Origin of the sequence: Bradyrhizobium glycinis (assembly GCF_016031655.1) — a bacterium.
Lineage (GTDB): Bacteria > Pseudomonadota > Alphaproteobacteria > Rhizobiales > Xanthobacteraceae > Bradyrhizobium > Bradyrhizobium glycinis.
The window spans coordinates 43,084-67,700 of record NZ_JACCHQ010000028.1 but is presented as its reverse complement, the minus strand read 5'-3'; the positions used below and the strand labels follow the sequence as shown (position 1 = coordinate 67,700).

General features: G+C 65.3%; 25 protein-coding genes and 2 tRNA genes. 6 read left to right on the top strand and 21 right to left on the bottom strand.

Translation table 11 applies throughout. The annotated features are described in order from the left end of the window. Positions 1 to 54 precede the first annotated feature (54 nt). Positions 55 to 1,302, top strand: a complete 1,248-nt coding sequence (locus tag HZZ16_RS30355) for a flavin monoamine oxidase family protein (RefSeq protein WP_197953599.1) — start codon at positions 55 to 57, stop codon at positions 1,300 to 1,302. Between the two features lie 157 nt (positions 1,303 to 1,459). Here HZZ16_RS30355 and HZZ16_RS30350 read toward each other — a convergent pair whose 3' ends face one another. From HZZ16_RS30350 to HZZ16_RS30335, 4 genes are read right to left on the bottom strand one after another with little or no spacing between them, the layout of a single operon-like run. Then, positions 1,460 to 1,867, bottom strand: a complete 408-nt coding sequence (locus HZZ16_RS30350; RefSeq protein WP_197953598.1) for a thiol-disulfide oxidoreductase DCC family protein — start codon at positions 1,865 to 1,867, stop codon at positions 1,460 to 1,462. A gap of 60 nt (positions 1,868 to 1,927) precedes the next feature. Next, positions 1,928 to 3,247 (bottom strand): SDR family oxidoreductase, encoded by a 1,320-nt coding sequence (locus HZZ16_RS30345; RefSeq protein WP_197953597.1) that lies wholly within the window; start codon positions 3,245 to 3,247, stop codon positions 1,928 to 1,930. Between the two features lie 8 nt (positions 3,248 to 3,255). Beyond that, entirely contained in the window at positions 3,256 to 3,723 is a 468-nt protein-coding gene (locus HZZ16_RS30340; RefSeq protein ID WP_197953596.1) for a DUF2269 family protein, read from the bottom strand. After that, positions 3,720 to 4,619: an alpha/beta hydrolase family protein gene (locus HZZ16_RS30335; protein ID WP_197953594.1), complete on the bottom strand. Its 900-nt coding sequence runs from the start codon at positions 4,617 to 4,619 to the stop codon at positions 3,720 to 3,722. Before HZZ16_RS30335 ends, HZZ16_RS30340 begins: the two co-directional genes overlap by 4 nt. A 268-nt stretch (positions 4,620 to 4,887) precedes the next feature. Between HZZ16_RS30335 and HZZ16_RS30330 the strand changes: the two genes are divergently transcribed. Together HZZ16_RS30330 and ppa are read left to right on the top strand one after the other, a co-directional pair. Further along, positions 4,888 to 5,397, top strand: a complete 510-nt coding sequence (locus HZZ16_RS30330; RefSeq protein ID WP_024338772.1) for a GNAT family N-acetyltransferase — start codon at positions 4,888 to 4,890, stop codon at positions 5,395 to 5,397. Positions 5,398 to 5,576: 179 nt separating this feature from the next. Further along, positions 5,577 to 6,113, top strand: coding sequence for an inorganic diphosphatase (gene ppa / locus HZZ16_RS30325; RefSeq protein ID WP_172787893.1), 537 nt, complete (start codon positions 5,577 to 5,579; stop codon positions 6,111 to 6,113). Between the two features lie 104 nt (positions 6,114 to 6,217). On the opposite strand, the gene folD is transcribed toward ppa, so the two are convergent. Genes folD through HZZ16_RS30310 form a run of 3 tightly spaced genes read right to left on the bottom strand, consistent with a single transcriptional unit; the run spans position 6,218 to position 7,769 of the window. After that, entirely contained in the window at positions 6,218 to 7,102 is an 885-nt protein-coding gene (gene folD, locus HZZ16_RS30320; protein ID WP_197953592.1) for a bifunctional methylenetetrahydrofolate dehydrogenase/methenyltetrahydrofolate cyclohydrolase FolD, read from the bottom strand. A 10-nt stretch (positions 7,103 to 7,112) separates the two neighbouring features. Further along, positions 7,113 to 7,463, bottom strand: a complete 351-nt coding sequence (locus HZZ16_RS30315; RefSeq protein WP_197953590.1) for a DUF167 domain-containing protein — start codon at positions 7,461 to 7,463, stop codon at positions 7,113 to 7,115. 15 nt (positions 7,464 to 7,478) lie between these two features. Beyond that, positions 7,479 to 7,769, bottom strand: coding sequence for a YggT family protein (locus tag HZZ16_RS30310; RefSeq protein ID WP_018645113.1), 291 nt, complete (start codon positions 7,767 to 7,769; stop codon positions 7,479 to 7,481). A gap of 204 nt (positions 7,770 to 7,973) precedes the next feature. Here HZZ16_RS30310 and HZZ16_RS30305 point away from each other — a divergent pair. Then, positions 7,974 to 8,049: transfer RNA gene (locus HZZ16_RS30305), tRNA-Ala, on the top strand. Positions 8,050 to 8,159: 110 nt separating this feature from the next. Here the strand turns inward: HZZ16_RS30305 and HZZ16_RS30300 are convergent. The 7 genes from HZZ16_RS30300 to HZZ16_RS30270 form a co-directional block, all read right to left on the bottom strand. Then, complete coding sequence (locus tag HZZ16_RS30300; RefSeq protein WP_197953588.1) at positions 8,160 to 8,972, bottom strand: enoyl-CoA hydratase; 813 nt, start codon at positions 8,970 to 8,972, stop codon at positions 8,160 to 8,162. Between the two features lie 111 nt (positions 8,973 to 9,083). Then, positions 9,084 to 9,878, bottom strand: coding sequence for a glutamine amidotransferase (locus tag HZZ16_RS30295; protein ID WP_197953586.1), 795 nt, complete (start codon positions 9,876 to 9,878; stop codon positions 9,084 to 9,086). A 129-nt stretch (positions 9,879 to 10,007) separates the two neighbouring features. After that, positions 10,008 to 10,787, bottom strand: coding sequence for an SDR family NAD(P)-dependent oxidoreductase (locus HZZ16_RS30290; protein ID WP_197953584.1), 780 nt, complete (start codon positions 10,785 to 10,787; stop codon positions 10,008 to 10,010). Between the two features lie 189 nt (positions 10,788 to 10,976). Continuing rightward, entirely contained in the window at positions 10,977 to 11,498 is a 522-nt protein-coding gene (locus HZZ16_RS30285; RefSeq protein ID WP_197953582.1) for a tellurite resistance TerB family protein, read from the bottom strand. A 178-nt stretch (positions 11,499 to 11,676) separates the two neighbouring features. After that, positions 11,677 to 13,086 carry an adenylate/guanylate cyclase domain-containing protein gene (locus tag HZZ16_RS30280; protein WP_197953580.1) on the bottom strand — a complete coding sequence of 470 codons (1,410 nt, stop codon included), beginning with the start codon at positions 13,084 to 13,086 and terminating at the stop codon, positions 11,677 to 11,679. Positions 13,087 to 13,136: 50 nt separating this feature from the next. After that, positions 13,137 to 14,507 (bottom strand): cytochrome P450, encoded by a 1,371-nt coding sequence (locus HZZ16_RS30275; RefSeq protein WP_197953579.1) that lies wholly within the window; start codon positions 14,505 to 14,507, stop codon positions 13,137 to 13,139. Positions 14,508 to 14,542: 35 nt separating this feature from the next. After that, a complete protein-coding gene (locus HZZ16_RS30270) occupies positions 14,543 to 15,916 on the bottom strand; it encodes a hydrolase (RefSeq protein WP_197953576.1) in 1,374 nt (457 codons plus the stop codon). Positions 15,917 to 16,051: 135 nt separating this feature from the next. Here HZZ16_RS30270 and HZZ16_RS30265 point away from each other — a divergent pair, with 135 nt between their 5' ends. Then, positions 16,052 to 17,740: an MFS transporter gene (locus HZZ16_RS30265; RefSeq protein WP_197953574.1), complete on the top strand. Its 1,689-nt coding sequence runs from the start codon at positions 16,052 to 16,054 to the stop codon at positions 17,738 to 17,740. A gap of 113 nt (positions 17,741 to 17,853) precedes the next feature. On the opposite strand, the gene HZZ16_RS30260 is transcribed toward HZZ16_RS30265, so the two are convergent. Both HZZ16_RS30260 and HZZ16_RS30255 read right to left on the bottom strand, forming a co-directional pair. Further along, positions 17,854 to 18,069 carry a cysteine rich repeat-containing protein gene (locus HZZ16_RS30260; protein WP_197953572.1) on the bottom strand — a complete coding sequence of 72 codons (216 nt, stop codon included), beginning with the start codon at positions 18,067 to 18,069 and terminating at the stop codon, positions 17,854 to 17,856. Positions 18,070 to 18,240: 171 nt separating this feature from the next. Next, positions 18,241 to 18,534 (bottom strand): hypothetical protein, encoded by a 294-nt coding sequence (locus HZZ16_RS30255; protein ID WP_197953571.1) that lies wholly within the window; start codon positions 18,532 to 18,534, stop codon positions 18,241 to 18,243. Between the two features lie 252 nt (positions 18,535 to 18,786). On the opposite strand from HZZ16_RS30255, the gene HZZ16_RS30250 reads away from it, so the two are divergent. Next, positions 18,787 to 19,842: a polysaccharide deacetylase family protein gene (locus HZZ16_RS30250; protein WP_197953570.1), complete on the top strand. Its 1,056-nt coding sequence runs from the start codon at positions 18,787 to 18,789 to the stop codon at positions 19,840 to 19,842. A 132-nt stretch (positions 19,843 to 19,974) separates the two neighbouring features. Here the strand turns inward: HZZ16_RS30250 and HZZ16_RS30245 are convergent, their stop codons facing one another. From HZZ16_RS30245 to HZZ16_RS30225, 5 genes are all read right to left on the bottom strand, one after another. Further along, positions 19,975 to 20,373, bottom strand: coding sequence for a hypothetical protein (locus HZZ16_RS30245; RefSeq protein ID WP_197953569.1), 399 nt, complete (start codon positions 20,371 to 20,373; stop codon positions 19,975 to 19,977). 146 nt (positions 20,374 to 20,519) lie between these two features. Further along, positions 20,520 to 20,595: transfer RNA gene (locus tag HZZ16_RS30240), tRNA-Thr, on the bottom strand. Positions 20,596 to 20,694: 99 nt separating this feature from the next. Beyond that, complete coding sequence (locus HZZ16_RS30235; protein ID WP_197953568.1) at positions 20,695 to 22,488, bottom strand: heme biosynthesis protein HemY; 1,794 nt, start codon at positions 22,486 to 22,488, stop codon at positions 20,695 to 20,697. 35 nt (positions 22,489 to 22,523) lie between these two features. Continuing rightward, on the bottom strand, positions 22,524 to 23,744 hold the full coding sequence (locus HZZ16_RS30230) for a COG4223 family protein (protein ID WP_197953567.1): 1,221 nt from the start codon (positions 23,742 to 23,744) through the stop codon (positions 22,524 to 22,526). A gap of 76 nt (positions 23,745 to 23,820) precedes the next feature. Next, positions 23,821 to 24,567 (bottom strand): uroporphyrinogen-III synthase, encoded by a 747-nt coding sequence (locus tag HZZ16_RS30225; protein WP_197953566.1) that lies wholly within the window; start codon positions 24,565 to 24,567, stop codon positions 23,821 to 23,823. Positions 24,568 to 24,617 lie beyond the last annotated feature (50 nt).

Here is a 24,617-nt window from a genome sequence, read left to right as displayed (position 1 = left end):
AGCTGCATACCTGACCGGCTTCAGCACTCTTTACGAACGTGCTAGAGCCCGCCCATGACCTCCCTCCCCTCCTCCGTCGACGTCGCGATCATCGGCGCCGGTGCCGCCGGCCTCGGCGCCGCCCATGCGCTGACGGACACCGGCCTCTCCGTCATTGTGCTGGAGGCGCGTGACCGGCTCGGCGGCCGGGCCTGGACTGTGCAGGCCTCGCCCGAGGTGACGTTCGACGTCGGCTGCGGCTGGCTGCATTCGGCCGACAAGAACTCCTTCGTGCCGATCGCACGACAGCTCGGTTTCGAGCTCAACAAGGACCTGCCGCCCTGGCGCGAGCGGGCCTACGGCAATGCCTTTCCGGAAAGCGCGCGCGACGATTTCATGAACGCGATGGACGCGTTCTACGAGCGCCTGTGGGAGGCCGCGCAGAAGGGCAAGGACGAACCCGCGAGCTTGAGCCTGGAGCCCGGCAATCGCTGGAATCCAATGCTCGACGCGATCTCGACCTATATTAATGGCTGCGAGCTGAAGGACATGTCCACGCTGGACTGGGACGCTTATGAGGACACGAACTTCAATTGGCGCGTCCGCCGCGGCTATGGCGCGCTGATTGCGGCCTATGGTGCGCCCTGCCCGGTGGCGCTGAACTGCAACGTCACGCTGATCGATCATTCGGACAAACGCGTCCGCATCGAGACGTCGCGGGGCACCCTGACCGCGGACAAGGTGATCGTCACCGTGCCGACCAATCTCATTGCGGAGGAAGCCATCCGCTTCTCGCCGCCGCTCCCCGCAAAGGTGAACGCCGCGGCCGGCCTGCCGCTCGGCGTCGACGACAAGGTGACGCTGGCGCTTGGCGAAGCCGAGGCCTTCCCGAAGGAGGGCAACTTACGCGGCGCCACTATGCGCACCGAGATGGGCACCTATCACATCCGCCCGTTCGGCCAGCCCTGCATCGAGGGCTTTTTCGGCGGCAGCTTTGCCCGCGAACTCGAGGCTGCCGGCGAAGGCGCCATCGCCGCCCAAGCCATCAACGAGATCGCGGGCTTTCTCGGCAACGATATCAGGCGCAAGCTCAAACCGCTGTACGAATCACGTTGGGCGTACGATCCGTTTGCTCGGGGGGCGTATTCGCATGCGCTGCCCGGCCATGCCGGGGACCGCGCGGTGCTGGCCGCGCCGGTGGACGGGCGGTTGTTTTTCGCGGGAGAAGCGACCTCCCCAACGTTCTTCACGACGGCGCACGGGGCGCGAGACAGCGGCGAGCGGGCGGCGGCAGAAGTGCTGGCTGCTCTGGGTCGGCAGTAACCCCAAATTCGTCATTGCAAGCCAACGGGTCCGCGTGTAGCGCGGCCCGATGACAGGCTCCGCGAAGCAATCCAGAATCTTCCCGCGGTGGGATTCTGGATTGCTTCGTCGCAAGGGCTCCTCGCAATGACGGCGGATAGAGTTGCCCAACGACGAGTCACTCGATCACCCGCGCCCGCAAGTCCGCATCCGGCACGAAGCAGGCGTCATACCTCCCAAAAATACGATAGCGGTTGCGCGCGACGAGGCTGTAGACCGCGTCCCGCAGCGGCTTCGGCATGGCAAACAGCACACGCACCCAGCCCCAGGCGGGGAGCTGCGACAGCACCGTCAGCGCGGCGTCGGACTTCATGAACACCTCGCCGCCGTGGACAACCGCGTTGGTGTCGGGATCATCGGGGTCGACGCCGAACGTGCGCGCGAGCCGCTTCCCATAATCCGATTGGATCGGCGTGAAGCGAAATCGCTTCGCCGTGTCGCGCTTGGCGACGAAGCGGACCCAGCGTGAGCAGAAGATGCAGACGCCGTCGAACAGAATGACGTCGTCGTCAGGCCATTTGGGCATCAGACTCTCTTTTTGACGCGTTTTCTTCACGCGAACCGGAATCCACTTCGCTCGAAAACGCTACCGATTATCCAGCATCAGGAGCGCGACGACCATCAAGACGATCGCCGGTCCGGTCTTCACCAGCGCGCCAACCGGCTCGATCCAGAGGTCGGGCGTGAGAATCGCTGCGCCAACCATATAGCCGAGCGAAGCGAAGATACCCGCGATCAGCCCGACCGCCGCTGTCCGGCGGAAGGCGATCAAGACGCCGATGCTCATGTCCATCAGGCTGGTGCCGATGGTGATGGGATCGACCAGCGCGTGCGGAAAATCGTGCGCGGTCAAAATGCCGGCGGCGGCACGGTAGGACACGAACAAGGCGATGAAACCGGAGACGACCCAGAACGCGACCAGGCTTGCGAAAATCAGCGCCTTGACCAGAAACAGGCGCGCGAACCATTTGTCCTGGATGCTGGCAGGGTGGCGTCCGATCGCCTCGGCCAGGGTCTTCGGCGCGATGCCCGTCGCAGCGATCCACGCTGACGGATCGCCTGCCACGCCACGACGAAGCTCGGCAATGGCGGTGGAGCGCATCGGCGGCATCCAGCCGAGATAGCTGGCGACATCGCCGAGTTTCGCGCCGAGATCGAGCAGGAAGCGCGGCATCGCGATGCGCGGCCAGCCGGCCGTGCCGAACGCATGGCGAAACGGCTTGATGACGCCGGCCATGGTGACCGGTTCTGCCTGCATCAGGTCCCAGCTCACCGCCCTTACGGAGGCATCGCCGATGACGCGTGCGGCGAGCCAGGCGATGGTCGCGGAAATATCCTGGATCGCCACGGGCTGGATTGGCGTTGCCATTTCCTTGGCCGGCAAATCGACCGGAAAGGCTGCAAGCGCGCGGAGCATGGCGCTGCCGCCATAGGCGGACGGCGCGACCACGAAGCCGGGCCGCAGGATGGCGTGGGGAATGCCGCTAGCCCCGATCAGGCGCTCGGCCTCGCGCTTGGTCGTGGCGAAGGCGGTGCGATCTGCCTCCGCGGTGCCCGGGATCGAGATATGCACCAGCCGGATTGCGCGGCCGCTGCCGCGGATCGCCTGAAGCAGGCGCGCGACGAAATCGCGATGCACCGCGCTCGTGTTGCTGCCGGGACCATCCTGGAGCACGCCGAGGCAGTTCACAACGATGTCCACAGCTTGCTCGCTGAGAAGGCGCATCAGCGCGGCCGCGTCGAGGATGAGGATCGGCAGCTCGATGTCCAGCGCGCTCATCCTCTGCGCCGGCGACAGGCTCCGCGCCACGCCGACGACGCGATAGCCCCGCGCGCGCAGATCGTCGGTGACGAAGCGGCCGATCAGGCCGGAGGCGCCGAGCACCAAAATGGTTCGCTCACTCATCGCTTCTCTCAGAACGGTTTCGCGATCATCAGCCACAGGATCAGCACGGTCGCGCCGAAGCCGGGGAAGCCGAACGCGAACCAGCGGCGGAACAGCAAGAAATAGCGCGGCGGCAGCGCACTGCGCTGCGCAGCAGCCTTGCGCGCGAGGTCGCGCATCTCGATCTGCATGAACACGACCGGCACCCAGAACAAGCCGGCAATCGCGTAGAGCGCGAGCGAGGCCAGCAGCCAGCGCTCCGTGATCGAGGTCGCCGACAGCATCATCAGCACGCCGCCGCTGACCGGCTGGAGGATCACGGCCGACAGCGTGAAGATCGCGTCCGCGATGACAACGACCGAAGCGGTGCGCGCGATGAATTCCGGATCCTGCGTGCGATGCGCCATCAGCATGAAGAAGGCGATGCCGGTTCCGGTGCCGAGGATGACGATGGCGCCGAGCACGTGAACAAATTTGACCAGGAAATACAGCGTCATGGCTTCTTGGTCGCCACAGGCCCGCTCGGGTTCAGGGTGCGCGCGAGCTCGCCGCTGGCAGCTTTGACGCCGGCTTCGCTTTCGATTATCCAATGGCCTTCGCTGCCGACGGCCGGCAGCGGGCGAAACTCGACCTTGCCGCCAGTGCCGCGAAACGCATCGACGAGTTTCTGCGAGAATGCGGGCGCGAAATAGCTGTCATTGCCCGCGACAAGCCATGTGACGGGGATGCGCGCGGTCTTGCCGAATTCCGCTGCTGCGGCGAGCAGCGTATGCGGCGCGCAGATTCGATTCGGCTCATCATTGGCACGGCCGCCGCGTCCCGGTGCAAACACGGTGATGGCGGAGATCGCCTTCGGATCGGCACCGGCGAGCGCCAGCGCACCCCATCCGCCGGCGGAATGGCCGATCACGATCGCGCCATCCTTGTGAATGAAATCCTGCTTTTGCAAATGGACCAGCGCCAGCTTGATTGCGTCGGCCATTGCGCGGCCCGAGCGTGCGTAGTCGGCCTCGTCGCAGCCGCCTTGATCCTCGAGGTAGCGGCCGCCGGTCGCACCATGGCCGGGCCGCTCCGGCACCAGCACCGCAAAGCCGCGCGCGACGAGATAGGCGGCGAGCGGGCGGTATTCCGGCTGCGGCATTTGCGCCCGACGCAACGTGTTCTGCGTCGAGGCGTGTGCGATCACCGCGAGCCGGAACGGACCTGGGCCCGAGGGGCGAAACAGGAGGGCATGCGCAGCAAGGTCGGTATCCGGCGATGGCACCAGCCACTCCTGCCGACGAAACGGCTCGCCCTCCTCTCCTGATGGACCGAACCTGACCTGCGCGCACAGAGGCGGCGCAGTCAGCAAAACCAGCAGAGGCAGGAGCGCGATGGTGTTGAGGAGCCGCATGAATTGTCGAGGGCGAACAAGAATAGCGACAGCCACACTAGTAGGAACGAATCACCATGGGCGGACTTTCTGCGGTGCCCATTGCCGTTCATTCGCAGCCGCGACAGGAGTTTTGCACCGACGCACGGCACGCCGGTGCCCTCGGAGTTGGCGTCCTGTCTTTTTTCGGCACAACATGGTTAAGATACTGATGCAGAAAGTCCACAGGTTAACCGATAATTAACGATAGGTCTTGCCGCCGGCGCGGCGACTTGGTTTGATCGCGTCCATGAGCACAACCCTGATCGAGGTCCGGCCGGCCAAAGCTGCAGATGCAACTGCGGTGGCGTCGACCCATGACGAAGCCTGGCGTTCGGCCTATCAGGGCATCATTCCTGGCGCCGAGCTGGAGAAGCTGATCAACCGCCGCGGTCCGCAATGGTGGGACAGCGCGATTCGCAAGGGCAGCCGCGTCAGCGTGCTGGTGTTCGGTGACAAGATCGCCGGCTATGCCAATTACGGCCGCAACCGGGCTCGCAGCCTGCATTTCGACGGCGAGATCTACGAGCTTTATCTGCGGCCCGAATTTCAGGGCCTCGGCTTCGGCCGCCGCCTGTTTGCCGCCGCCCGCCGCGACCTGATGCAGAGCGGGCTGAAGAGCATGGTGGTGTGGGCGCTCTCGGACAATGACCCGGCCACCGAGTTCTACCGTGCTTTGGGTGGCCGCATGGTGGCGCGTTCGTCGGAGCGGTTCGGGCCGAAGGCGCTCGACAAGGTTGCCTTCGCTTGGACCAATTGAGCTGCTGAAACCCTAACCGGGCAGCGTTCCCATCCGTCGATACCGCAGGCCGCTCGCGCCGGTGATCGTCGGATTCATTATTTCACAAAAACGCGATGGATCAGCGGGCCAAGCCCGCGTATGACAGCGCCAAAATCGCTGCCGGGCGCGATTTATCCTCGGCAACAACGGAGCCTTGAATGCGAATCGATGCGGTCTCGATCGGAAAGAACGTCCCCCACGACGTCAATGTCATCATCGAGGTCCCCGTGGGCGGCGAACCGATCAAGTACGAGATGGACAAGGAGGCCGGCACGCTGGTGGTCGACCGCTTCCTCTACACGCCGATGCGCTACCCCGGCAATTACGGCTTCATCCCGCATACGCTGTCGGATGACGGCGACCCCTGCGACGTGCTGATCATTAACACCCGCGCCATCATCCCCGGCGCCGTCATGAGCGTGCGCCCGGTCGGGGTGCTGTTCATGGAAGACGAAGCCGGCGGCGACGAGAAGATCCTGGCGGTGCCGTCATCGAAGCTGACGCAGCGCTACGACAAGGTGAAGTCGTACTCCGATCTGCCTGATATCACGCTGCAGCAGATCCAGCACTTCTTCGAGCACTACAAGGATCTCGAAAAGGGCAAGTGGGTGAAGATCCTGCGCTGGGGCGGCCCGGAGGAAGCGCACAAGCTAATCCAAGAAGGCATCGAGCGCGAGAAGAAGAAGAAGGGGTAACTCACCGTCATTCCGGGGCGCGCGAAGCGCGAACCCGGAATCCAGAGGTTTGGCGGCTCGAGATTCCGGGTTCCGCTCTTCGAGCCGCCCCGGAATGACGAAAGCTACACCGCCGGCTTCGGTAGGCCGGCGATCGCGCAGGCCGCGCGGAGCGTGTTCACCAAGAGGCACGCCACCGTCATCTGGCCGACACCGCCCGGCACCGGCGTGATCGCGCCGGCAACGGCATGCGCTTCCTGATAGGCGACGTCGCCGACAAGGCGGGTCTTGCCGTCCTCCTTCGGGATGCGGTTGATGCCGATATCGATCACGGTCGCACCCGGCTTCAGCCAGTCGCCGCGCACCATCTCTGGTTTGCCCACTGCTGCATAGACGAGATCCGCCTTCTTCACGAGGCCAGGCAGGTCGCGCGAGCGCGAATGCGCGATCGTCACTGTGGCATTCTCGTTCAGCAGCAATTGCACGAGCGGGCGGCCGACCAGGTTCGAGCGGCCGATGACGATGGCGTTCATGCCCTCCAGCGAGGCGTGCACGCTCTTGGTCAGGATGATGCAGCCGAGCGGCGTGCAGGGCGACAGCGCCTCGAAGCCGCCGGCGAGCCGGCCGGCATTGTTAGGATGCAGCCCGTCGACGTCTTTGGCGGGATCGATGGCGTTGATGACGGCCTCGGTGTTCAGCCCCTTCGGCAACGGCAATTGCACGAGAATGCCGTGCACGGCAGGATCGCGGTTGAGCTTTGCGACCAGTGCCAGCAGATCTGCCTGCGAGACGTCGGCCGGCAGCTTGTGCTCGAACGAGGCCATGCCCGCGGCCTGGGTCTGGGTGTGTTTTGAACGGACATAGACTTCGCTGGCGGGGTCGTTGCCGACAAGGACCACCGCAAGTCCCGGCACCAGATTGTGCTCGCGCTTGACGCGGGCGACCTCCTCAGCGACGCGGCCACGGAGTTCCGCCGCAATGACTTTTCCATCGATGATCTCAGCGGTCATGTCCGTTCTCTCAATCTATCGGTTTGGCCGATGTGAGCTGGCGCAGGGTTTCGCCCAGCCGCGCCGGATCGCCATCGACCGCGATCTGCTTCAGCCGCGACGTGGCTCCGGATAGCAATTTTACGCTGGCCTTGGGCACGCCGAGCGATTTCGCCAGCAGCGCGAGAACGGCCTTGTTCGCCTCGCCGCCGTCGGCGATGGCGCGCACCCGCACCTTGAGCACGCTGCGGCCATCCGAAAGCTGCTCGATCCCGTCGATGTCGTCGCGGCCTCCGCGCGGCGTCACCCGCAGCGCGATGCTGATTCCTCCGGCCGAGTAGCGCCAAGGCTCCTGACAACAGGGCTCCTTGTTGACGACCAAGGCGCTCCCGCCCGCTCAGATCACGTTCGGGTAGATGTAGTACAGGATCACCCGCTCGATGAACATGATGATTAGGATCAGGATGATCGGCGAGATGTCGAGACCGCCGAGGCTGGGCAGGAAATTGCGAATCGGCGCCAGCAGAGGCTCGGTGATCCGGTACAGGAACTCCGCCACCGCCGACACGAACTGATTACGCGTGTTCACCACGTTGAAGGCGATCAGCCAGGACAGGATCGCGGAGGCGATCAGCAGCCAGACGTAGAGGTCGAGCACGATGATAACGATGTCGAGAACGGCACGCATGGCTTCTGAGGCCTCTGGCTTTTGAAGACTCTGGCTCAATCGGGATTGACGCCCCGTTTGCTAGATATCGGTTCCCCCTGGCCCAAACAAGGGAAGTCGGCGCCCGGACAGCTAAAACCCGGTTACACGCGTCCTTGACTTGACCTTGGCGGGGACTTAAATGGCGCCCGGTTGTCGGCCGCGTTCACCAGAGCGGCCAGCAAAGGGGCCATAGCTCAGCTGGGAGAGCGCGTCGTTCGCAATGACGAGGTCGGCGGTTCGATCCCGCCTGGCTCCACCACGCTTCGCCCTTCGGGCTACGCGTGGCGCGGCCACGTCGGAGCCCGAAGCACGAAGCGTGGTGTCCGGCGAAGCCCGCAGGGCGAAGACGGACTGGCTCGGCGAATTCCCCTACCTCCCCGTAAACTTCGGCGGTCGCTTCTCCATGAAGCTCGCCACGCCTTCCCTGAAATCGCTCCCGGCCAACGCCACCATCATCTCGCGGTTGGCCTCCATCGTCGCCTCGGCCAGCGTCTGGAACGGCACCTCGTAGAGCTGACGCTTGATCACGGCCATCGCGCTCGGCGAGACGAAATCGGCGAGATCGCGCGCGTAAGCATACGTCTCTTCACGCAGCATCGTAGGCGAACAGAGCCGGTTGACCAGCCCGATCCGTAACGCCTCCTCGCTCGACACGCGCCGCGCCGAGAGCAGCAGATCCAGCGCATTGGCATGACCGACGATGCGCGGCAGCATCCAGCTGATGCCGTGCTCGGCGATCAGGCCGCGGCGCGCGAAGGCGGTGGTGAAGACGGTGTTGTCGGCGGCAAAGCGCAGGTCGCAATAGAGTGCGTGGACGAGGCCGATGCCGGCGGTCGCACCGTTGAGCATCGCGATGACCGGCTTCTTGATCGAAGGATAATAGCCGTACCGCGTCTGCCAGTCCGGCCGGCGATTCATGTCGAACGGCGGCAGGTTCGAGGCACGCCTGACGTCGTTGGGATCAAGACCCTTCAGCGCGTCCATGTCGGCGCCGGCACAGAAGGCGCGGCCCGCGCCGGTGAGGACGATGACGCGGACATTGTCGTCGGCGCTCGACGCCTCCATCTCGTGGCGCACGTCGCGCTCCATGATCGGCGTCCATGCATTCATGCGATCGGGGCGGTTGAGCGTGATGGTCGCGATCTTGTCGCTCACCTCATAGAGAATGTGCTCGTAGGCCATGACGCTCTCCCTTATCGGCTGGCACGCATTGGTGCGTGCTCTCTTGCAGAGAGCCTAGCATATCCAAGGAAGAGGCAAGGACTTGCGCCAAGGACCTGCGCGAAGCCGCGATCACTCTGCGGCTTGCGCCAGCACCGGCCGGCGCTCCAGCCAGCTGTCGAGGAAATGATCGAGCCAGGCGCGTTCGGCGACATCGTAGACGGCGCGATCCGCGAAGTGATGATGCCGCTGACGTGCACCGGGCGCGCTGAATCCGTCGTAGCCGCGCGTGGTCCAGCGGCACATCATCGCATAGGTCACATCGGGGTGGAACTGCACGCCGAAAGCGTTGCCCGTGCGGAACGCCTGCACCGGGAAATCATCGCCCTCGGCGAGCAAGTCGGCGCCGACTGGCAGCTCAAAGCCCTCGCGATGCCAGTGATAAACCTGCGCCGGCCAGTGCGGGCAGAGCGCGCGGCCCGCGGTGGTCGGCCTGATCGGGTAGTACCCGATCTGCGTCAGCGCCTGCGCATGCGGCGCGACACGGGCCCCGAGCTGCATCGCCAGCATCTGCGCACCTAAGCAGATGCCGAGCAACGGGCGCTGCTCGCGGAGCGGGATTTCGATCCAGTCGATCTCACGGCGAATGTAGTCGTCGGAATCGTTGGCGCTCATCGGCCCGCCGAAGATCACGGCGCCGGCATGCTGATCGAGCGTCTCGGGCAGGGGATCGCCAAAGCGGGGACGGCGGATGTCGAGGCGATGGCCGAGCGCGCGCAGCGCATTGCCGACGCGGCCGGGTGTCGAGCATTCCTGATGCAGGACGATCAGAACCGGCAGCCGGGTTTCAGCGGCGGCGACGCTCGCCGCCCTCTGTGGGAAGGCGACCACCTCTGCGCCACCAAACCTGTCCGTCCGGAACGACATGGCCTCTGCGAGTGCTATCGGTTCAGACCGCCAGCATAGCTAAGCGATGGTTAACATCGTGTGAGTTTGCGCACACACGCCTCGTGCTGGAAGCAAGCTCCGGGCCACTACGGACGCGGGCGGCGTCGTTCAGTGCCTCTGCCGCTGGAACCGGCTGGTGGCGGCCAGGATGAAGCCGCGCGGGAAGAAGCGCAGCGCGAACGGCACAATCTTGATGCCGAGACCCGGCAGCACTGCCCGTTTGTTGGCCATCAGGCCGCGATACGCCTCCCGCGCAACCTCGGCGGCAGAGACGTTGAGCATGGCCGTATCATGTTGCGATCCAACGCCGGCGCGAGCCTGGAATTCCGTGGGCACCGGGCCCGGGCAAAGCACGGTGACGCGGACGCCGCGGGGCGCGAGCTCCGCCCGCAATGCTTCGGTGAACGAGATGACATAGGCCTTGGACGCGTAATACACGGCCATGCCGGGGCCTGGCAGGAAGCCTGCGACCGAGCCGACATTGAGAAGACCGCCCTTATTCCGGATGAGCTGATCGGCGAAGCGCAGCGACAGATCCGTCAGGGCCCGGACGTTGACATCGACGATGCCGAGCTGCGCGACGCGATCACGCTCGATGGCATCGCCGAACACGCCGAAGCCGGCATTGTTGACGAGATGATCGAGCTCGACACCTTCGGCGGCAAGTGCTGCGGCGATCCTCTCGCCTGCATGCGGGTCCTCGAGACCGCAGGCGATCACGATCGGCTTCTTGCCGCCCTTGGCGGCGAGCTCGTTCGCGAGCGCTTCGAGCCGATCCGCCCGTCTCGCCGTCAATGCGAGGCGATGTCCATTGGCGGCAAATACACGCGCCAGCTCCATCCCGATGCCCGCCGAGGCACCGGTGATCAACGTTACCCGCTCAGTCACGACATAAGTCTCTTGAATTGAAGTCTGTGGCCCCGGCAATCGCTGAACGAGAGCATAGGCCGTGCGCACGAGGCAAGCGGCGCCGGCAGCATGGCTGCTTGTGGAGGGCGACAGGGCGAACAGGAAAGACCGGAATTTGCAGCCGAATTCGCGAAAGCGCGGGGATCGCCGGCCTACATTAAAGTTTCGTCATGTGGCTCGAAGGCCAGGCAATCCGCCGGGGGCCGGTCCGACGGCGCGATCCCTAACCTTGCCACCGGCACGCTCCGCAACGGCGTGCTTCAGCTCGATCCGGTCGCGCTGGGAGATGCCAAGCAGGTCGGACGCGCGCCACACTACATTGTCCTCGAACTCGCTGACCTCTCCGTCGGCATAGACCAGCTCCCACATCATCTGCACGATCCGCTTGCGACCCGCTTCGTCGAGCGAGCGCATGATGACACTGGTGAAGTGATAGAGGTCGACGGCCTCGCCTTCGACCTGGGTGGCGTTTACGATGAGACGGTCAGCGGTGCCGCGGTCGAGCCCGAAATGGCTTTCGATCAGGCTGTGCAGCTTGCGCTGCTCGGCCGCGCTCGGCTGGCCGTCCAGCGAGACCACATGGACCAGCAGCGCGGTCGCGGCCAGCCGATAATCACTGTCGCCGAATGCGCGGTCCTGGGCTTGGGGACCGACAATGTCGGCGATGAACTGGCGCAAGCCTTCGAGCATAAGTCCTACCGAGATCGATGACGCCGCAAGGAGCGCGGCCGTTACCAGCACTATATGAACAGGAAACCCAACCGGCGCAACGTGCGTCAGTTCCGCGCGCGTATTACGTTTCGGCAATCTATTCACGTCATTCCGGGGCGATGCGCCAGCATCGAACCCGGAATGACGGTTTTGAGACTCACGGGATCTCGTACACCACCATCTTGTCGGCGATACCACGGAGCGCGGCCTGTTTCTGGATCGGTTTGATCTCGCGCTGCTGAAGGATTTCGGCAACCGCCGGCACATCGAGCACCGGGCCGGTGATGTGGATCTCCTGCGCAGTCGACAGGCTTTGCACGCGTGCGGCGATATTGACGGTCTGGCCGAAATAGTCCTGCCGCTCGTTAAGCATCACCGCAAGGCAGGGACCTTCATGGATTCCGATCTTGAGAATGAGATCGTTGGCGCCGCGCTGCTTGTTCAATTCGTCCATGGCTGCACGCATGCGCAGTCCGGCGGTGATGGCGTGCTCAGGTCTGACGAAGGTCGCCATGACGGCATCGCCGATCGTCTTCACGACTGCACCCTTCTCGGCAGCGATGATCTCCAGCAGCGCACGAAAATGCGCGCGCACAAGATCGAAAGCACTGAGGTCCCCGACGCGCTCGTACAAGGCCGTCGACCCCTTCAGGTCGGTGAACAGGAAGGTCAGGGACGTGATCTTCAATCGCTGGTCGACGTTGAGGTTGTCCGCCTTGAAGACGTCGCGGAACGTCTGATTGGACAGCATCCGCTTGGCCGTCAGGATCGGCTTGCGCTTGCCGATCATCTCATGCAACGCATCGGCGGCAATCCAGACCGACGGCAATACGCGATTGCCTGATTGATTCTCGAGCGTGAGCCGCAACGGTCCTGGGCGCATCACGGTGGTCCCCGTGGGCGCCTCCAGCTTGTTGAACATGATCGAAAGCTGCTGACGTTCGCTGGTCGGCTCACCCTGAACATCCAGGAAATGGGCGGAATGGGTGACCGGCTCGAAAACGATGATGAACTGGCTAGGCAGGTTCAGCGAGAGAATCGCCTTTTCGCCGGCCGGCAATTCGAGCGCTTCGAGCGTCACTTCGTTGATGAGGCGCGCGAACGACTCGTCGCTGATGTCGACACCGGAGCTCCAGAACATCTGTCGCACGTATTCCCATATCGGCAGCGTGTCGGGATCGTGAGCGCCGATACGGCGGACACGCGGACTGACGGTAAAGGCCACCTCGACCATCTCGTCGACAGACGCCTCGTATCCGGCTGCGCAGAGCGCGCAGTTGTAATCCTCGTGTTTCAGCGATTTCAACGTTGCATGTGCGCCCAGAACTCCTCCGCAGCCGGGACACAGCACGTTCCAACTCATGTCGAACAGGCCCAGCCGCGATGCGTGCAGGAATCCGGAGATGACCTTCTCCTGGTCGAGCCCGGCACGGTCGGCAAAATCGAGCACATTGATACGGTTGAGCTCGCGGTCCTGACCATTGGCGATCAGCTGCGCAATCGCATCGACCACCTTGGGATCGGCGGTCTGCTTCAGAACGGAGAACTGGGCCTGGATGTCGCTCATGGCGAAACTCTATCTAAGGTAGGTCACGCCAGCGGCCAGACGCACGACTGTCACCGACGCGTGATGCGGAACATGGGTGAGTGGTCCGGCTGGGTGGTGACGACGCCGAGCGGGATCACGGGGTCCGCGGGGTCGGCAAGCTCGATGCGGAACGCTCCGATCAGCCGCGCCAGCGCCAGCACGGATTCGGCCTGGGCAAACGGCGCGCCGATGCAGACGCGCGGACCTGCGCCGAACGGCAGGTAAGCGAAACGGTCCGGTGCCTCCTTCGACATGAAGCGCTTTGGAATGAACGCATTCGGCTGATCCCACAGCTTCTCATGCCGGTGCAAGAGCCAGGGCGCGATCATGATGATGTCGCCCTTGCCGATCTCGACGCCCGCCGCGTTGTCCCTATCGCGCGCGGCACGCGCGACCAGGAAGGCCGGCGGATAGAGCCGCATGGTTTCGTCGATCACCGCGCGGGTGAATTTCTGGCGGTCGATGTCGATCACGCTGTCGAGATGCTCGCCGCGGGTCTCGGACGCTACCTCTTCCTGCGTGTCGGGATCGAGCGCGAGCAGGTAGAGCGCCCAAAACAGCGCCGTTGCCGTGGTTTCGTGACCGGCGAGGATCATGGTCGCGACCTCGTCCACGAGCTGCGCGTCCGAGAAGCCCTTGCCCGTTTCGGGATCGCGTGCCTCGTCCATCAGATCGAACAAATCGCGCGGCGGCGCGCCGTCCTTCTTGCCCGCCTTACGCCGCTCGGCGATCAGCATGGCCACGAACTTGGTCCAGCGCTTGCGGAAACGGGCGCGGGCAAAATCCATCGGACTCGGCCAGGACACCGGCAGCACCATGTCGAGGAAATAGGGACGCCCCAACCGCGCGGCATATTCCATGATGAAGTTGCGCAGGGTCGCGCCGTGCTGGTCCATGCCGAACGAGAACATCGTGCGCCCGGCGATCTCGAGCGTCATGCGCTGCATGATCGCGCGCAGGTCGACCGGCTCACCGGTTTGCGCGTCCAGCTTGGCGATGGTTTCGTCGAGCACCGCCGTCATATGCGGAACGAGGTTCGCGGTCGCGCGCGGCGTGAAGGCCGGCGCGAGCGTGCGGCGCTGAAACGTCCAGGAATGACCTTCCGCGATCAGAAGGCCGTCGCCGAGCACGGGGCGCAGCATGCGGATGCCGGCCGGCGTGCGCGTGTAGTTCTCGTAATTGCTGAGCAGGACGTGCCGGATCGAGTCCGGCTGGTTCAGGATGAAACTGTTGCGGAAGAAGAAGCGGCCCGGGATGACCTCTTCCTCATAGGCGCGTTGCCCCCAGGTCGCGATCATGTTCTGCCTGATAACTGCGAGCCGGCCGAAGAACGACATATCGTCGGGCGCTCGCGGGGGAGCCGGAGGGATGATGGGCCGACGCACGCTGGCGATATTCATGGCTCTCTCCCGCAAGATGGGACGCAGCTAAATAGCTAGTAAGTCAGCTCGGCGATGGCAATCCGGTTCTCGGACGCAGGCCAGGCGCGTGCCACAATCCGTTCTTCGCCGAATTGGCCTACGATGTTACGCCCGACGTCGCTGGCCGGAAGCCGCAGGGTTGCTGCCGCATCCGTGGGCACACCTGGCTTGACGTCGGCCGGCTCCTTGCCGTCGAGCAGCACCACATCGCGCGGCAGGCCGAAATAGCCGCGCGGACGCGACATGATCACGACGGCGCCGGCGTCCTTATCGGCCGGCCCGAGCGGGCGCGCAGGCCGCAGATGCACGACCTCGGACGAGCGCGGGAAGGGCGAGCGGTAGATGTGCGTCGTCGGCGCATCCGGAGAGGTCAGCACGAATTCGAGCGACCAGGCGGGATCGACCTGTGCCGGCCCCCAGCGGCCATCGGCGCCCGTCTTCGAGCTGTACAGCGCACCGTCTTTGCGCTCACCGGTATCAGGATCGACACGGAAGACATCGACGATTGCACTCGCGACCGGGCGATTGGTCGGCGCGCCGCCGGGCGCGCCCGTGACGAGGCCGCTCAACCTTACGCTGGTCTCCGGCACGATCGCGATACGCGCGGGCTCGCGCCCGGCGACGAACTTGTAGATCTCCCGGAACGCGCGCGGGTGGAACGCCACCTCGCGATGATCGAGCGCGCCGAGCACGAGATTGGTGGCGCCCTTCAGCTCCGGCCCTTCGACCGTGACATTGGTCGGGGTGCCGGGCTTGCCGATGAAGCGGCCGTCGCTCTGCGCATATTTGTCCATGCCTTCGCTGCGCAGCGTGAGGAAGGCAACGCCTGGCGTCACTTCGCTCTCGCCTTCATTCAGGCCGCGCAGGAACGTGCCGCGGCCGTTGAATTCGTTGTTGGGCTGGTCGTCGGTCGCGAACACGCCATGATTGGGCGTGCCGCACAGCACCGCGTGACTGACATCGCCGGCGCCGCCATTCTTGATGACGTTGCGGATCGCATAGCCGCCGCGCGAGCTGCCGACCAGCGCCACGCGCGCTGCGCCGGTGCGGCGCTTCAGTTCAGTGATGGCGACAGCGAGCTCGCGGCGCTGGTCCTCGGTCGAGGAGCGGTTCGCCTGCTCGACCTTGTCGTCACTACGCGCCAGGGGATCGGTGAAATTGATCGCCATCATGCGATCCGGGGCAACGCCATTGGACTCCATCCGCCACAAGGTGGTCATCCAGAGCGCGCCGTAATCGCCGTTGCCGTGGACGAACAGAATCGGCGGCAGCTCCGTGCCGGGCGCGGCGGCGGGCACGGTCTGCGCCAGCGCGTCCGTCCGCAAGCTCGCAAGTGCGAAAGGCACGCTCGCAGCCCCTTGCAAAATCGTCCGTCGCGACAGCCTCATCAGTTCCTCCCGGCAAGCCTGCCTCTTTGCACTGCTTATACCGGCCCAAGCACTGGACAGCGAAGGACTTTCGCGGGCATCACTGAATCGGCCGGAATCACCACGACCACTTCTGCATCCGATATGGAAGGGGATATGACCGAGCAGCCGAACCGCCCGAAAATGGCCGCCGACGGCATCACTGCGCCCCTGCGGTACACCGTGTTCCGGCGAATCTGGCTCGCCAGCCTGCTCTCCAATCTCGGCCTCCTGATCCAGGGCGTGGGCGCGGCCTGGGCGATGACGCAGATGGCGGCCTCGGCGGACAAGGTGGCCCTGGTGCAGACCGCCTTGATGCTGCCGATCATGCTGATCTCGATGCCGGCCGGCGCTATCGCCGACATGTACGACCGCCGCATCGTCAGCGTGATCTCGCTGTCGATCGCGCTGATCGGCGCGAGCGCGCTCACCGTGCTGGCCGGCTTCAACCTGATCACCCCCGAATTGCTGCTCGCCTTCTGCTTCATCGTCGGCAGCGGCAATGCGCTGTTCGGCCCGGCCTGGCAGTCCTCGGTCAGCGAACAGGTGCCGCCCGAAGCCTTGGCGTCAGCGGTGGCGCTGAACGGCATCAGCTACAACATCGCGCGCAGCTTCGGTCCGGCGGTCGGCGGCGTCATCGTCGCCGCGCTCGGTGCGGTGGCCGCATTCGCCTGCAATGCGATCCTCTATTTGCCGCTGCTGGTGGTGCTGTTGCTCTGGCGCCGCAGCACCGAGCCGTCTCGCCTGCCGCGGGAAAAGCTCAACCGCGCCATGGTTTCGGGCGTGCGCTACATCACCAATTCGCCGCCGATCAAGATCGTGCTGTTGCGCACGCTGGTGATGGGCCTGATCGGCGGCGCCGTGATGGCGCTGATGCCACTGGTCGCGCGCGACCTCCTGCATGGCGGCGCGCAGACCTACGGCATCATGCTCGGCGCCTTCGGCATGGGTGCGGTGATCGGCGCGCTCAACATCCACGAATTGCGCAAGCGCATGAGCGGCGAGGCAGCGATCCGCGCCTGCACCATCTCGATGGCATTCGCCATGGCCGCCCTTGCTTTGAGTACGGAGCCGGTGCTGACGGCCACCGCGCTGGTCCTGGCCGGCGCGGTTTGGATGGCCGCAATCGCGCTGTTCAATATCGGCGTGCAGCTCTCGGCGCCGCGCTGGGTCGCCGGCCGCTCGCTCGCGGCGTTCCAGGCCGCGATCGCCGGCGGCATCGCGATCGGCGCCTGGGGCTGGGGTCATCTCACCGACTATGCCGGCGTCGAGATGGCGCTGCTGACAGCGGCAGGCCTGATGCTGATCTCGCCGCTGCTCGGCATCTGGCTCACGATGCCGCGCGTCGGCGCCCGCAACGAGGATGCTGACATGCTCGCCGATCCCGAGGTGAAGCTGTCGCTGACGGGGCGCAGCGGACCGCTCGTGGTCGAGATCGAATATCGCGTGGCGCAAGAGAATGCGCGCGCGTTTCACAACGTGATGCAGGATGTGCAGCTCTCCCGCCAGCGCAACGGCGCCTATGGCTGGTCGATCGCGCGCGACATCGCCGACCCCGAGCTGTGGACCGAGCGCTATCACTGCCCGACCTGGTTCGATTATCTGCGTCAGCGCAACCGTTCGACCCAGTCCGAACGCGCGCTGCATCAGCAGGCGATCGACTTCCACATCGGACCCGAGCCGGTACGGATCCGCCGCATGCTGGAGCGCCCCTTTGGTTCGGTGCGCTGGAAGGACGACACGCCGGACCGCGCCAACAGCGAGGTGCTGCCGGTGGTCGCGACCGCTGCGGGAAGCAGTACGTAAGTCTCTCGTCATTCCGGGGCGCGCCGTCAGGCGCGAACCCGCAATCCATTTATCTCAGAACCTTGTCGTTTGATGGATTCCGGGTTCGCGCTTCGCGCGCCCCGGAATGACGATCACTGCCCGTGATCCGTCAGCACCTTATCGCAGCCCTTGCTGAGGCGGGTGCGGTTCTGCTTCAGGCAGGCGAGCACGGCACCGTCGCCATTGTTCATCACGGCGCGGCAGAAGCGGCTGACATCGCGCGCGCAGGCATCATGGCCGGGCTGCTGTTGCGCGGATGCAGCCGAAGCGCACAAGAGCAAAGGAATGATGAAAAGAAATCTGGTCATCGCGGAATGCCTCTTACGCCAAAGAATGTGCGGGCGAAGCTAGTGCGACGATCCCAGGGCTGCAACGGCTTTGTTGCTCGCAACCACATGCCGCTTGGCCCCGGCTTTGACGCCGGGGCACATCGCGGAGGAGCTCACTGACGCAACGGTCGCGGCGTTGCTGCCGCTCTCTTACTGCTTGTCTTGAGCGTCAGCGACCTTGCGCGAGGCGCCCTTGGCGAGGTCCTTGTCCATCACCGCGCGGCACCCGGCGCTGAGGTCCGAGCGATGCTTGATCATGCACGCGGTGATCTTCGGGATATTGGGGATCTCCGCCGAGCAGAGACGGAAGGCATCGCCCGTGCACATCTGCTGCGCCTCGGCCGAGAAGGCGAAGCTCGTATCCGTCGAGGCGATCGAGACGATGGCGGCAAAGCCCAGGGCCAGGCTGGTGTCGCGGATCTTGCTGGTAAACGACTTGGTCATTTGAAGCTCCCATTGGCACCGCCACAGCGGGCCCGTTATCGATGGGAGCTACGATGCTCCGGCAAAACCGTTTCCACTGTGATGACGCTCACGGGAGACCTACCCTCTGTGATCTCAGTCACTTAGGCGCAGCCCGCTGAAATTCCTCCGCAACCGCTGTCGTGTTGGTGTCACGTTAACTCTTACTTCGCATTAATGGCTCGTCGCGCGGGAAATTCCGCCGGTTTGGTTGCGTAATTGGAAAGAGTAGCGATGCGTAATGCGTTGGGCCTGATGTTGGCCAGTGTAGTTGCGGCGGTCGTGATCGCCGCCGGCGGTTGGTTTTATTATTCCGCGCGCGCCGACCAGGGCGCTCCCAAGACAGTTGCCGCCCGTGCCGCCGACCCATTGCCGGCACAGGCGAAGCTCGCCGCAAAGGACGACGTCGAGACCACCGCGGCCGTCGCGGCTAAGCCGGCCGCAGCCGCGCCGGCACCTGCCCCCATGCCGGTCATGCCGATGCAGCCGAAGCAGGCCTGCGCCAATCCGAACGCGTTGGGTGTGTCCCGCGTCGTCGAGATCGACACGACGGGCGGCCCCGGCTTCGGCTTCGAGCACTTCAAGCAGTTCGACTTCCTGATCGAGAAGGAGGTCGTGCTGACGTTCGACGATGGTCCGTGGCCGGTCAACACGCCCACCGTGCTGAAGGCGCTCGCGGACGAATGCACCAAGGGCCTGTTCTTCTCGGTCGGAAAGCACGCGACCTACCATCCGGAGATCCTGAAGCAGGTGCTGGCCCAGGGCCACACGGTGGGCACGCACACCTGGTCGCATGTCAATCTGAACAGCAAGAAGTTGACCGAGCAGCAAGTCAAGGACGAGGTTGAGAAGGGCTTCAGCGCAGTGCGGTTCGCGCTCGGCACCAACCCGGCGCCGTTCTTCCGTTTCCCGCAGCTTCAGCACAATCCCGCGATGGTGAGCTATTTCGGCACCCGCAACGTCGCGATGTTCTCGACCGAAATCGACTCCTTCGACTTCAGGAAGGGCGCGACGCCGGAGAAGATCGTCGAGACCGTGATGACGAGGCTGGACAAGCTCGGCAAGGGCATCATCCTGATGCACGACTTCCAGAAGAACACGGGCCTCGCCCTGCCGACACTGCTCGCGCGGCTTAAGGCCGGCGGTTACAAGGTCGTGCAGATGAAGGCCAAGACGAGCCTCCAGACGCTGCCGGAATATGACGAGGCGCTGATGAAGGACATGAAGGTGCCGACCGCGGGCACCAACACGCGCCCGATCTCGAGCGTGGTGCAGACGGTCTCGCAGTAAGCGCTCCAGATCCAAACTCTTGCGTCATGGCCGGGCTTGTCCCGGCCATCCACGTTTTTGGATCAGGCGCAAAGACGTGGATGCCCGGGTCAAGCCCGGGCATGACGGCGAGATCGGGGTACAGTCTACGGCTCACCAATAGATGCCGTGGCGATGCAGCTCGCTGATGATGCGGCGCTCTGTCCAGCTGCGCTTGGGCTTGGGCTTCGGCTTGTCCGCCTTTGCCGTGGTCTTGGTGGCGGGCTTGGTCGTCGTGACCGGCGCGGACGCCGTCGTGGGTGCGGTCGCGGTCGGAGCGGCCGCTGCAGTTGGCGCTGAGAGCGACACCGCCGGCGGACGATCATGATATTTCTGAGCCTCGGCGGCCGGCGCGGCTTCGCTCACCTGCGTCGTCATGGGGCTCGCCGATGTCGTGGTTTGCGCAGTGGAGGTTTGTTCGCCTGCCGCGGCCAGCGACAGACCGCGGGAGCCGCCTGCCTGGGCGGAGGCAGAAGCCAGGAGCATGGCGGCAATCAGAATGATCTTGCGCATGTGAAGTCTCCCCGTGTTGGCGTGACGGAGGTTAGGGGAGCCATGTCTGCGGTTATGTGATCGCGATCACGCAGCCGAGCGAGCCCTGATGCAGGCTGATGTCCTGGTGGCTCGGAGCGCTTGAGGGATCGGATGAGGCTAACTGCTGGTGCCGCAAGAGGGATTCGAACCCCCGACCCCGTCATTACGAATGACGTGCTCTACCGACTGAGCTATTGCGGCGAACCTGCCGGGACCAAGGCAATGCCGGCCCCGATACGCGCGCTCCTGATATCGGGCATGGCCTGAATTGGCAAGGACAAGCGGGAGGCGAAATGCGGCTCACGCGCCCCAGCGGGACCAGAATCCGCGCCAGCCGCCCGCCTGGGCTTTGGGCGTGCCGATTTGTTCCGTAAATTCATCGCTTGGACCGTCGTCATCGATCCCGGGATCATCGGGTGCACGGACGATGGGGATGACGGTCTGGATCGGCGCCGAGGCGGGCTTACCGAGGTCGGCCCTGGTCCGAAACACCGGTGTCGCGGCCGGCGACGATGATTCGGCGGGCGCCGGAGCCGGGTTCGCCGGCTCGGCGGGCGTCACGGCCGGCTCGGCGTCCTTCGCAGCTTGCTCCACAGTCTCCTTGGCCTTGGCAGCCTCCTTCGCGACGTCCTTGGCCTGAGGGGGTGAATTGTCCTGCGCAGCCGGTGCCGGCGCCGGGACCACCTCCGGCGGTTCCGCCGCGGCTTCGCTGGGCGCGGCGGTCACCCGCTTCGGCGGCGGCGCCGCCAGCATGGCTTCCTCGAAGGCCGAAGATTCGAGCGTGGGGCCCTTGTCCGAGGGCAGGCTTGCGACCGGCGCCTGCCATTGGAACGCATCGAGACGCCCGGTGACCGGGGAGACCGGACGCCAGCGGTCGCTGACATAGCCGTCCGCGGTCCAGGCGGGATCGAGCCGGGCGCGCACCGCACGCAAGGTCCAAGCGCGGGCGCGGCCGCCGTCACCATGCTCGGTGCGCTCGAGCTCGGTCATCAGCAGCGCGACGCGCTGGGTCGGGTCCTTGAGATAAGGCACGAGCACCTCGCGCGCGCGGGCAAACTCCGAGGCCTCGATCGCAGCGCGCGCGATCGCGAGCTGCCCTTCGTCATAACCGGGCTTGTCGGCGGGGGTCTTCGCGGCGAGAGTTTCCACCCGCTGCAAGCGGTGCCATGCGGTATCGCCGAGCTTCACATGCGCATAGGCGTCCGCGAGATCGGGATGCGGATTGGCGAGCCAGGCGGCCTCCACCAGCTTCATGGCGCGGCGCACCTGATGCGCCTCGCTCTCGAATTTTGCCGCCAGCACGGCCGCCGGCACCAGGGTCGGTGCGAGCTTAACCGCTTCCATCACGCTCTCGCGCGCGACGTCGCGGTCTATCGTTTCCAACTCCAGTGCGCGCGCGGTGAGCAGCACGCCGCGCTGCCGGCGATAGGTCCGCTTGTCGATCAGGCCCGCGGACAGATTCGAATCGAGGATCGCGAGCGCGCCGCTCCAATCGCCGCGCGCGCAGCGGAAGCCGAGCACCGCGTGCGAGGCCCAGGTCGCGGACGGCGACAGCTTGATCGCTTCCTCCGCGATCATCACGGCGACGACCGCATCGTCTGCGCGTTGCGCCTCGATGAAGAGACCGCGCAGGCCGAGCAGCCGCGTATCCTCGCGTTCGGCCATGGCGCGGAAGACGCGCTGCGCCTCGTCGCGGTTGCCCTCGAGCTGCGCCGACTGCGCGTGCAAGAGCAGCGCGAGCGGATCGTTCGGCGCATGCCGCCGGGCCGCCTCGGCGTGCCGGCGCGCGAGCGCGGAATCGCCGTGGCCGATCGCGAGCAGGCCATGGGTGATGGCATGACGGCCGCGGGCATGGCGCTTTTCGTGGCGCCGGCGGCGCAAGCGCCCTGGCATGCGCCAGATCGTCGTCAGGATGCTCCAGACCAGCACCACGGCGACGGCAAAGAGCCCGAGCAAGAACACGAACCTCGGCAACGTCGTCGAGATGCGAAAGCCGCCCGCGGTCAGGACGAGATCGCCGGGCTGGTCGGCAATCCAGGCCGCCCCGGCCGCCGCCAATGCGATCAACACGAGAAACAGGACGATGCGAAGCATGGCGATCCCTTTACGCGCCGCTTGTTGCGCGAATCTTATTGAGCAGACTTGGCGAGATCCGCCATGGCATCGTCGGCGAATTTGCGGGACGCAGCGAGCGCGGCATCGCGGGCATCGGCCTTGTCGAGCCAGGCCTGCGCCGCGGCGCGATCAGCCTCGGGCAGCGTCTTCAGCTCGCGCCGCGCCTCGGCGAAATCGCTGCGGAGCGCCGCCGCCGTCACGCGCGTCACGATGGCGCCGCGATCGTTGCCAACACCATCGGTGCGCTCGATCCGCACGAGCTTCGACGCGCCCGCCTGGAGACGCTCGACAATGCCGGCCTCGCTCGACGGAGCTTCAGCCGGCGGCGAAAGCTTCGGCACGATGTTGAGGAGCTCGCGGCTCAGCGCCGCTGCCGTCGGGATGCCGGACGATGCAAACACCTCGAGCGGTTTGAGCATGTCGGGCTTCGCCGTCAGTGACCGCGCCGCGGCCAGTTGCGATCGATAGGGATCGCCGTGGCGAACGGCAACGTCGAGCAGGGACGCCGCCACCACATAGCGGAGCGGCTTGTCGTCCATCGTCTTGGCCTCGGCGATCTTCTCGCCTTGCTGCGCAAGCTCCGCACGCTCGGCCTTGCTGGCGCGCTCGAGCTGAACGACGCGGTCGGTGAGGGCGGCAAGATCGGGCGCGGCACTCGGGGCTGCGGATTTCGCATCGTTCAGCGCGCTCGCGGTCTTGTCCAATTGTGCACGCAAATTGGCGATGTCGCCGCGCAGCGCGCTCGCCGCTTTCTCCAACGCGTCGATCCGCGCGACTTGGGCCGGATCGGCAGCGGGCCTCGCGGCCCTGGCTTCGACCGCGGCAACGCGCCCGCTCAGCGCATCGACGGTCGCACTGGCGACCTGCGGGGCGGCCGGCGGGGCTTGCACCGCCGGCCAGCCCAGCATCCAGCCGACTGCGATCACGACCGCAGCTGCGACAGCGCCGGAGAACGGCGCAATGACCCAAGCGGAAATCGGCGCCGATCCAGGCGCCGCCGCGGAGGCCTGCTGCTCTGCCGATTCGGACTGAGGCTCGGCCCTGACCTCTTCCGAGCCGGGCTCTTCCACCCTGGCCTGCTCCTGCGCGACATGCTCGGATGCCTCGGGCTCGCCCGCGACCTGCTGCGGCTGGGTCGAGACTTCCGTCGCCTCGAGGTCGATGGTGGGCGGGGCGCGCTTGGCACGACCCGGATCGGGCGCCAATCCAGCGTCTTCAGGCTTGTCGTCGGCCATCGTGACGGTTCCTCACACTTCCATACGTTGCATAGATCCTTGGGTGGATCAGATTGCGTCGGATTCGGCTCGACCTTTACGCCAAACGGGTCCGCAACGCACGCTCCAAGGTGTCGAACAAGGCAGTTTCGTCCGGCGTTGCCGCTACCAGAACCTGTGACGCGCCGGCATCGCGCAGCACGCCCGCAACCGTCTCGGACAGGCAGCAATGCGGGATCGCCAGCGCCGAAATTTCGACACCTTCGTCCCGCGCCGCATCGAGGAACGCACATGCGCTGCGCCGGGAGTAGTGCAGCACCGCCTCGATCCCATGGGCGGCAAAGCCTTCGCAGACCTCGCGCGGCAGATGCTTCACAGCCGCCATGCGGTAGGTCGTCTGCGTCACCACGCGGAAACCTTCCGCGCCGAGCTCGCCGCCGAGATCGCGCGACAGATCCGCGCCCGCGAGATACAATAGCGTGCTGTTTTTCTTCAGCACCTTGTCGCGCGCGCTCTGCATCACCTTGTCACGCAAGGACGCGGCGTCGCCCCCGGCGACGATCACCTCGGCAAAACCGGCCTCGCGCGCCGCAGCAGCCGTATGCTCGCCGACCGCGAACAACGGCAGCTGCAACAGACCGAGGTCCGGCAATTGCGGCGCCACGGCGCGGATCGCGTTGGCCGAGGTGACGAGAACGGCATCAAAGGAAGCTTCGCTCTCGCCGAGGAAGGCGACCGGCTCGAGCTTGAGCGCCGGCGCAAGCAGCACCGTATGCCCGCGCGCGCGCAGATGGTCCGCCGTCGCCGCATTGTAGGGATGCGGCCGTGTGACAAGAATGGACATCGCTGCTGTTCCCGGACCATTTGGCGGTGACGCATTGACCAGAACGGCCG

Excerpts from the sequence above, each read along its gene's own strand:
- HZZ16_RS30355 (WP_197953599.1), top strand. The coding sequence starts at position 55 with ATGACCTCCCTCCCCTCCTCCGTCGACGTCGCGATCATCGGCGCCGGT.
- HZZ16_RS30350 (WP_197953598.1), bottom strand. The coding sequence starts at position 1,867 with ATGCCCAAATGGCCTGACGACGACGTCATTCTGTTCGACGGCGTCTGC.
- HZZ16_RS30345 (WP_197953597.1), bottom strand. The coding sequence starts at position 3,247 with ATGAGTGAGCGAACCATTTTGGTGCTCGGCGCCTCCGGCCTGATCGGC.
- HZZ16_RS30340 (WP_197953596.1), bottom strand. The coding sequence starts at position 3,723 with ATGACGCTGTATTTCCTGGTCAAATTTGTTCACGTGCTCGGCGCCATC.
- HZZ16_RS30335 (WP_197953594.1), bottom strand. The coding sequence starts at position 4,619 with ATGCGGCTCCTCAACACCATCGCGCTCCTGCCTCTGCTGGTTTTGCTG.
- HZZ16_RS30330 (WP_024338772.1), top strand. The coding sequence starts at position 4,888 with ATGAGCACAACCCTGATCGAGGTCCGGCCGGCCAAAGCTGCAGATGCA.
- ppa (WP_172787893.1), top strand. The coding sequence starts at position 5,577 with ATGCGAATCGATGCGGTCTCGATCGGAAAGAACGTCCCCCACGACGTC.
- folD (WP_197953592.1), bottom strand. The coding sequence starts at position 7,102 with ATGACCGCTGAGATCATCGATGGAAAAGTCATTGCGGCGGAACTCCGT.
- HZZ16_RS30310 (WP_018645113.1), bottom strand. The coding sequence starts at position 7,769 with ATGCGTGCCGTTCTCGACATCGTTATCATCGTGCTCGACCTCTACGTC.
- HZZ16_RS30300 (WP_197953588.1), bottom strand. The coding sequence starts at position 8,972 with ATGGCCTACGAGCACATTCTCTATGAGGTGAGCGACAAGATCGCGACC.
- HZZ16_RS30295 (WP_197953586.1), bottom strand. The coding sequence starts at position 9,878 with ATGTCGTTCCGGACGGACAGGTTTGGTGGCGCAGAGGTGGTCGCCTTC.
- HZZ16_RS30285 (WP_197953582.1), bottom strand. The coding sequence starts at position 11,498 with ATGCTCGAAGGCTTGCGCCAGTTCATCGCCGACATTGTCGGTCCCCAA.
- HZZ16_RS30280 (WP_197953580.1), bottom strand. The coding sequence starts at position 13,086 with ATGAGCGACATCCAGGCCCAGTTCTCCGTTCTGAAGCAGACCGCCGAT.
- HZZ16_RS30275 (WP_197953579.1), bottom strand. The coding sequence starts at position 14,507 with ATGAATATCGCCAGCGTGCGTCGGCCCATCATCCCTCCGGCTCCCCCG.
- HZZ16_RS30270 (WP_197953576.1), bottom strand. The coding sequence starts at position 15,916 with ATGAGGCTGTCGCGACGGACGATTTTGCAAGGGGCTGCGAGCGTGCCT.
- HZZ16_RS30265 (WP_197953574.1), top strand. The coding sequence starts at position 16,052 with ATGACCGAGCAGCCGAACCGCCCGAAAATGGCCGCCGACGGCATCACT.
- HZZ16_RS30260 (WP_197953572.1), bottom strand. The coding sequence starts at position 18,069 with ATGACCAGATTTCTTTTCATCATTCCTTTGCTCTTGTGCGCTTCGGCT.
- HZZ16_RS30255 (WP_197953571.1), bottom strand. The coding sequence starts at position 18,534 with ATGACCAAGTCGTTTACCAGCAAGATCCGCGACACCAGCCTGGCCCTG.
- HZZ16_RS30250 (WP_197953570.1), top strand. The coding sequence starts at position 18,787 with ATGCGTAATGCGTTGGGCCTGATGTTGGCCAGTGTAGTTGCGGCGGTC.
- HZZ16_RS30245 (WP_197953569.1), bottom strand. The coding sequence starts at position 20,373 with ATGCGCAAGATCATTCTGATTGCCGCCATGCTCCTGGCTTCTGCCTCC.
- HZZ16_RS30235 (WP_197953568.1), bottom strand. The coding sequence starts at position 22,488 with ATGCTTCGCATCGTCCTGTTTCTCGTGTTGATCGCATTGGCGGCGGCC.
- HZZ16_RS30230 (WP_197953567.1), bottom strand. The coding sequence starts at position 23,744 with ATGGCCGACGACAAGCCTGAAGACGCTGGATTGGCGCCCGATCCGGGT.
- HZZ16_RS30225 (WP_197953566.1), bottom strand. The coding sequence starts at position 24,567 with ATGTCCATTCTTGTCACACGGCCGCATCCCTACAATGCGGCGACGGCG.